Consider the following 6,170-nt stretch of genomic DNA (forward strand, 5'->3'; position numbering starts at 1 on the left):
CGGGACGCGCGTGGGGGCAGTGCTGTTCGCGCATGGCGCGGGCGGCCGCGCCACCGACACCATGGGCGACGCGCCGCTGGCGCAGGCGATGCGCGGGCTGGGCCTGGCGCTGATCGCGCCGCAATCGGCGGGCCGCAGCTGGGCGACGCCGCGGTCCCGCAATGCGGCGGAGGGCGGCGGGCGGGGCGAGTATCCCTATCTGGAGGCGGTGCTGGCCGACGCAACGCGGCGCTTCCCGATCGACCGCGGGCGCATCATGGCTGCCGGCTTCTCGGCCGGGGCGATGCTGGTGTGGTCGGTGGCCTGCGAGCGGCCCGAGATGTTCGCGGGCTACCTGGCCTTCTCCGGCACGCTCTGGGCGCCGCTGCCGCAGGGCTGCGCCGGCGCGCCCGTGATGCTGCGCCACATCCACGGCACGGCCGATCCGGTCGTGCCGCTGAACGGCCTGGCGCGGCCGCAATTCCCGCTGGGCAGCACGCCGGACGCCATGGTGGTGATGGCGCGCAGCGGCGAGTTCGGCATGCCGCGCCAGACGCGGATCGGCGGGCTGGCCTGCACCCAGGCGGAGAACCCGGCGCGCTACGAGCTGTCGCTCTGCCTGTTCGAGGGCGGGCATGTCTATCCGGCGCCGCAGGTCGCCGTCGCCTGGCGCGACCTGGCGCGGCTTCGGGGCTGGTAGCGCCCGGCGACCGCCCAGCGCGGCGGCAGGGCGCCTGCGGCGCGGGCAGGGACGGGGCTGCCGCCTCGGCCATCCCGGCGCGCGATGATGGCCCCGGACTTGCTTGGACGGCCGCCGATCGACCCACGAGTTTTCCTGCCGGAGGACGCCTTGCACCCCTTCCCCGCCCGCATCCTGCTCGGACTGGCCCTCGGCCTCGGCCTCGCGGCCGGTGCCGCCGCGCAGACCTTCCCGACGCGCCCGATCACCATGATCGTCGGCTTCGCCCCGGGCGGGCCGAGCGACGTGATCGCGCGACTGGTCGCACCCGGCATGTCCGCCGAGCTCGGCCAGCCCGTGGTGATCGAGAACGTGCCCGGCGCCGGCGGCACCATCGGCCAGCGCCGCTTCATCGAATCCCGGCCGGACGGACACACCCTGTTCAAGGGCAGCATCGGCCAAGCGACGGTGCCGACGCTGTACCGCCGCCTGGCCTTCGACCCGCTGGCGATGGAGGCGGTGGGGCTGGTGAACGAGGTGCCGATGACCGTGGTGGTGCGGCGCGGCTTCCCGGCGGCGACGCTGGCGGAGTTCGTGGCCATCGCGCGGCGGGAGAACACACGGCTGAACCTCGGCACCGCCGGCGTCGGCTCCACCAGCCATCTCTGCGGCCTGTTGCTGATGTCAGCGCTGGGCGCACCGCTGACCGAGGTGCCCTATCGCGGCAGTGCGCTGGTGCTGAACGACCTGGTGGCGGGCAACGTGGACATCGGCTGCGACCAGTCCACCAACACCGCCGAGCAGATCCGCGCCGGCACGATCCGCGCCCTGGGCGTCAGCACGCCGGCGCGCGTGGAGGCGCTGCCGGGCGTGCCGACCACCGAGGAAGGCGGGCTGGCGGAGATGCGCATGTCCGGCTGGAACATGCTCTTCGCCCCCGGCGGCACGCCGCGGCCGGTGGTGGAGCGGCTGAACCGCGCGCTGCTGGCGGCGATGCGCGACGAGACGGTGATCCGCCGCATGACGGAGCTTGGCGCGCCGCCGGTGACCGGCGAGCGCACCACGCCGGAGGCGGCGCGCGCCCACTGGATGGGCGAGATCGCGCGCTGGCGGCCGCTCATCCAGGGGGCGGGGCAGTTCGCGGATTGATTCCACCCGGCCCGAGGCATCCCGAACCGCCGCGGTCCGTTTCCGCGGCATGCGGGGGATGATCGGGATGGCGGCGCTGCTGCTGGCGGCGCTGCCGGGGGCGGGGGGTGCGACGCCGGCGCGCGACGCGGCGGCGCCGGTACTGGCACAGCCGGCGCCCGACCCGATGCTGCGCACCCGCGCGCTGATGCGGGAGTTTCCGTGGATCAGCCGGTTCTGGGCGGAGCTGGCCGGCGCGGAGCAGGCGCGCGCCCAGCGCGCCTTCCGCCGGCGCGGCGTGACCGAGGGTTTCGCCGAACGGTGGGACGCGATGGGGCTGCAGGACCGCGTGCTGCTGCTGTTCGGGCCCGGGCGGGGGCAAGGGTGAACGCTACGCACGAATTGAACAGCCGCTTTCCATACCTCCGGAATGATTTGAGTTGCGTGCATCGCCGCTTCGGAGCGCAGGATATTCCGCATAGGAGCGGGGAGGCGCCGGCATGCACAAATCCCTTCGTCTGGTGGCGACGGTCTGCGCCCTGGCTGCTGCGGGGCTGCCGGAGGCCCGGGCGGCGACGATCGGGGAGCTGGACGACTTCACCTCCCTGACGACGGAGAACTGGCTCGCCGGCGGCGGACCGATCCAGCAGCAGCCGCCGGTGCCGCCGCAGGCGATCCCGGGCGGCGGGCCCGGCGGCGTGGCGGATGCCTATCTCCAGCTGACCGCCAGCGGCGGCGCCGGGCCGGGAAGCCGGCTGGCGGTGGCGAACGCCGTGCAATGGGCGGGCAACTACCTGGCTGCTGGCATCACGGCCATCACGATGGACCTGCGCAATTTCGGGACGTCGGACCTGGCGATCCGGCTGCAGCTGTGGTCGCCCCTGGCCGCGCAGGACGCGCTGACGGCGGCGGTGCTGCTGCCGGCCGGCGGCGGCTGGACGGCGGCGAGCTTCTCGGTCGCGGCGGCCGACCTGACGATGCGGGCCGGCACCGCGAACGGGGTGCTGGGCGACGTGGCCTTCCTGCGCATCCTGCACGCGCCGGGCACGGCCGGGCTGTCCCCGGCGGAGCCCGTTGCCGCGGTGCTGGGCGTGGACAACATCACCTCCACCGGCGTGCCGGGCGGGGGCGGCGATCCCGGGGTCAACGTGCCGGAACCCTCCGCGCTGCTTCTGCTGGCCGGTGCCATCGCGCCGCTGGCCTGGCTGACGCGCGGGCGGCGCCCGGGCACGGCGATGCGCAGGTAGCCTCGCCGGCCTCGCCCCGGGCGCTGTTGCGCAGCATCAATGCGCGCGCCCTGGCGTCGGGCCGTGATGGCGTCCGTCGACCCGAGGACCGGACGCCACCCGCATGAGCTACACCCTCGCCGGGCTGGCGGTCCTCGCCAGCATGATCCTGGCGGCGGCAGGCGTCGTCGCGGTGCGGCGCGTCGTGCCGCTGCCCGTGCTGCGGCGGCAGAACGAGATCGCGGTGCCCGTCTTCCTGCAGGTGGGCGTGGCCTGCGCCGTGCTGCTTGCCTTCGCGGTCACGCTGGTCTGGGGCCAGTACGACCTGACCGCCCGCCACGTCGACGAGGAGGCGGCGGCGCTCCTGGTCATTGCCAGCCTGTCGCGCGGCGTGCAGGAGGAACGGCCGGGCACCATCGGCCGCCTTGTGCTCGATTACGCGGAGACGGTGGTGGAGGAGGAATGGCCCGCCCTGCGGCGGGGGCGCAGCGGCACGCAGGCGACGGCCGCGCTGGCGCAGCTCTGGGCCGCCGTGATCGCGTTCGAGCCGCGGCCCGGGCGCGAGGCGACGCTGCACGCTGCCATGCTGGACGCGCTGCTCAAGGCGTCCGAGCAGCGTCGCCTGCGTCTGTTCCATGCGCGGCAGCCGGTGCCGGCGGTGATCTGGGTGCTGCTGGTCGCGACGGCGGTGGTGACGGTCGGTCTCGCGCTGACCTTCGGCATGGACAGCGTCACCGTGCAGGCTGCGCTGACGGCGGCGCTGTCGGGCAGCATGGCGGCGGTGCTGGTGCTGGTCGCGCTGCTCGACCTGCCCTTCTCCGGCGGCCAGGTGATCGCGCCGGATGCCTTCGAGGCGGGCATCCGGACGCTGCGGCAGGTGGTCCTCAGGTGAGGCGGGCGGCCATCACGCCGGCACCGCCCGGATCGCATCGGCCAGCGTGCCGAAGATGCGGTCCACATGCGGCTTCTCGACGATCAGCGGCGGGGAGAGCGCGACGATGTCGCCGGTGACGCGCACCAGCACGCCGTGGTCGAAGCACCAGCGGAACACCTCCATCGCGCGCGCGGTGGGCGCGCCGGGGCGGGGTTCCAGCTCGATGCCGGCGATCAGGCCGATCTCGCGCACGTCGATCACGCCGGCGACGTCGCGCATGCTGTGTGCGGCCTGCTGCCAGTAGGGCTCCATCGCGCGGGCACGGCCGGGCAGGTCCTCGCTGCGGTGCAGTTCCAGCGTGGCGATCGCCGCGGCGCTGGCCAGCGGGTGGCCGGAATAGGTGTAGCCGTGGAACAGCTCGATCCCCGCCGGCACGCCATGCACGATGGTCTCGTACACGTCCTGCGAGCAGGCCACGGCGCCCATCGGCACGGCGGCGTTGGTCAGGCCCTTGGCCATCGTCATGATGTCCGGCGTGACGCCCAGCCGCTCCGCGCCGAAATTCGTGCCGATGCGGCCGAAGCCGGTGATCACCTCGTCGAAGATCAGCAGGATGCCGTGCTTCGTGCAGATGCTGCGCAGCTTCTGCAGGTAGTCCTTCGGCGGCACCAGCACGCCGGTGGAGCCGGCCACCGGCTCCACGATCACCGCGGCGATGGTGTCGCCATGCAGCGCGACCAGGTTCTCCAGCGCATCGGCCAGGTGCGCGCCGTGCTCGGGCTGGCCCTTGGCGAAGCGGTTCTCGGCGGGAAGATGCGTGTGGGGCAGGTGGTCCACATAGGGCAGCTGCGCGCCGAACTGCTTGCGGTTCGGGCCGATGCCGCCGACCGACATGCCGCCGAAGCCGACGCCGTGGTAGCCGCGCTCCCGCCCCACCAGGCGGACGCGCTGGGCATGGCCGCGGGCGCGGTGATAGGCCAGCGCGATCTTCAGCGCGGTGTCGGCGGCCTCCGACCCGCTGTTCACGAAGAACACGCGGTCGAGGCCTTCCGGCGTCATCTCCGCCACGCGCGCCGCCGCCTCGAAGGCGATGGGGTGGCCGAGCTGGAAGGTCGGCGCGAAATCCATCACCGCGGCCTGCTTCTGGATGGCCTCGGTGATCTCCTTGCGGCCATGGCCGGCGTTGCAGCACCAGAGGCCGGCCGTGCCGTCCAGGATCTCCTTCCCGTCGGCGGTCCAGTAGTGCATGCCCTCGGCGCGGGCGAGCAGGCGCGGCGTGCCCTTGAAATACTTGTTGTCGGTGTAGGGCATCCAGAAGGCGTCGAGGTTGTTCGGACGCGGCAGCCGGATCTCGTTCATCGTGGCAGGTCCTGCGCGAGGGTCACGGGCAAGAACAACGCGTTTGGCCAGCGGGGGCAAGGCCGGGCGGACGTCATGTGCGCCACCCCCCTTGACGCGTTGCGCAACTGGAACCAAATCGCGCCCGCCCGGTCTGGGGAGGCCGCGGGACAAGACGAGCCGTGCTTCCCGGAGTGCCCATGCCGACTCCCGACTTCCCCCCAGGCCCCGACGACGCAGCCGAGCTGCGCGATATGGCCCAGCGTGCGCGCCGGGTCGCCCGGCTGCTGGGCCGCCCCGCCGATCGCGGGGCCCTGCTCTCCATCGCCGAGACCTGCGAGGACGATGCCCGCCGCATGGACCGCGCCCCCGCGCGCGAGGATCGCGCGCCGCCCGGCTGACCGGCGCATCCGCCCGCCGGCCCCCTCCCGCCGATGCGGGCGGAGGGCGTAAGGAAGGGCATGCGTCTGCTCGCCCTCGATGGATCCCTTGCCCGTGCCTCCGCCGCCCTCTGGGTGGAGGGCGGCGTGGTGGCGCAACGCGCGATGGCGGGCGATCGCATCCAGCCCACCGTCCTGCCGGTGATGGCGAACGACCTGCTGGCCGAGGCCGATCGCCGGGTGGACGCCGTGGCAGTGGTGGTGGGTCCGGGCGGCTTCACCGGGCTGCGCACCGCCATCGCGCTGGCCGAGGGGATCGCGCTGGGCCTTGGCGTGCCGGTCATCGGCGTGACCACCGGGGAAGCGCTGGCGGCGGCGCTGCCCGATGCGCTGCGGGCGGAGCGCGCGGTCTGGGCGGCGGTGGACACGAAGCGCGGCCGCATCACGCTGGAACGCCTGGCGCCCGGCGCCTGGGTGCCGGAGGGACCGCCGGCGGTGCTGGCAGAGGCCGAGCTGCCGCGGCCGGACGGCCCCGTCGCAGTGGCGGGGGATGCCGCGCCGCTGGT

At 74.0% G+C, this 6,170-nt stretch carries 8 protein-coding genes; 7 read left to right on the forward strand and 1 reads right to left on the reverse strand.

Annotated features, from left to right (window positions below; translation table 11 throughout):
* From OZN99_RS23100 to OZN99_RS23120, 5 genes are all read left to right on the forward strand, one after another.
* Positions 1-679, forward strand: a 679-nt coding sequence (locus tag OZN99_RS23100) for an alpha/beta hydrolase family esterase (RefSeq protein WP_408611900.1), incomplete at its 5' end; no start/stop codon positions are given.
* A 99-nt stretch (positions 680-778) separates the two neighbouring features.
* Positions 779-1,807, forward strand: a complete 1,029-nt coding sequence (locus OZN99_RS23105; RefSeq protein WP_270937612.1) for a tripartite tricarboxylate transporter substrate-binding protein — start codon at positions 779-781, stop codon at positions 1,805-1,807.
* 67 nt (positions 1,808-1,874) lie between these two features.
* Positions 1,875-2,174 carry a hypothetical protein gene (locus tag OZN99_RS23110; protein ID WP_270937613.1) on the forward strand — a complete coding sequence of 100 codons (300 nt, stop codon included), beginning with the start codon at positions 1,875-1,877 and terminating at the stop codon, positions 2,172-2,174.
* Positions 2,175-2,286: 112 nt separating this feature from the next.
* Complete coding sequence (locus tag OZN99_RS23115; RefSeq protein ID WP_270937614.1) at positions 2,287-3,033, forward strand: hypothetical protein; 747 nt, start codon at positions 2,287-2,289, stop codon at positions 3,031-3,033.
* Positions 3,034-3,136: 103 nt separating this feature from the next.
* Entirely contained in the window at positions 3,137-3,904 is a 768-nt protein-coding gene (locus tag OZN99_RS23120) for a bestrophin-like domain (protein WP_270937615.1), read from the forward strand.
* 12 nt (positions 3,905-3,916) lie between these two features.
* On the opposite strand, the gene OZN99_RS23125 is transcribed toward OZN99_RS23120, so the two are convergent.
* Positions 3,917-5,245 (reverse strand): aspartate aminotransferase family protein, encoded by a 1,329-nt coding sequence (locus tag OZN99_RS23125; RefSeq protein ID WP_270937616.1) that lies wholly within the window; start codon positions 5,243-5,245, stop codon positions 3,917-3,919.
* A 179-nt stretch (positions 5,246-5,424) separates the two neighbouring features.
* On the opposite strand from OZN99_RS23125, the gene OZN99_RS23130 reads away from it, so the two are divergent.
* Together OZN99_RS23130 and tsaB are read left to right on the forward strand one after the other, a co-directional pair.
* Entirely contained in the window at positions 5,425-5,625 is a 201-nt protein-coding gene (locus OZN99_RS23130; protein ID WP_270937617.1) for a hypothetical protein, read from the forward strand.
* Between the two features lie 60 nt (positions 5,626-5,685).
* Positions 5,686-6,170: tRNA (adenosine(37)-N6)-threonylcarbamoyltransferase complex dimerization subunit type 1 TsaB (gene tsaB, locus OZN99_RS23135; RefSeq protein WP_270937618.1), on the forward strand; the 485-nt coding region annotated here is incomplete at its 3' end.

The organism is Falsiroseomonas oryzae (assembly GCF_027856955.1).
Lineage (GTDB): Bacteria > Pseudomonadota > Alphaproteobacteria > Acetobacterales > Acetobacteraceae > Falsiroseomonas > Falsiroseomonas oryzae.

Excerpts from the sequence above, each read along its gene's own strand:
- OZN99_RS23120 (WP_270937615.1), top strand. The coding sequence starts at position 3,137 with ATGAGCTACACCCTCGCCGGGCTGGCGGTCCTCGCCAGCATGATCCTG.
- OZN99_RS23115 (WP_270937614.1), top strand. The coding sequence starts at position 2,287 with ATGCACAAATCCCTTCGTCTGGTGGCGACGGTCTGCGCCCTGGCTGCT.
- OZN99_RS23125 (WP_270937616.1), bottom strand. The coding sequence starts at position 5,245 with ATGAACGAGATCCGGCTGCCGCGTCCGAACAACCTCGACGCCTTCTGG.
- OZN99_RS23110 (WP_270937613.1), top strand. The coding sequence starts at position 1,875 with ATGGCGGCGCTGCTGCTGGCGGCGCTGCCGGGGGCGGGGGGTGCGACG.
- OZN99_RS23130 (WP_270937617.1), top strand. The coding sequence starts at position 5,425 with ATGCCGACTCCCGACTTCCCCCCAGGCCCCGACGACGCAGCCGAGCTG.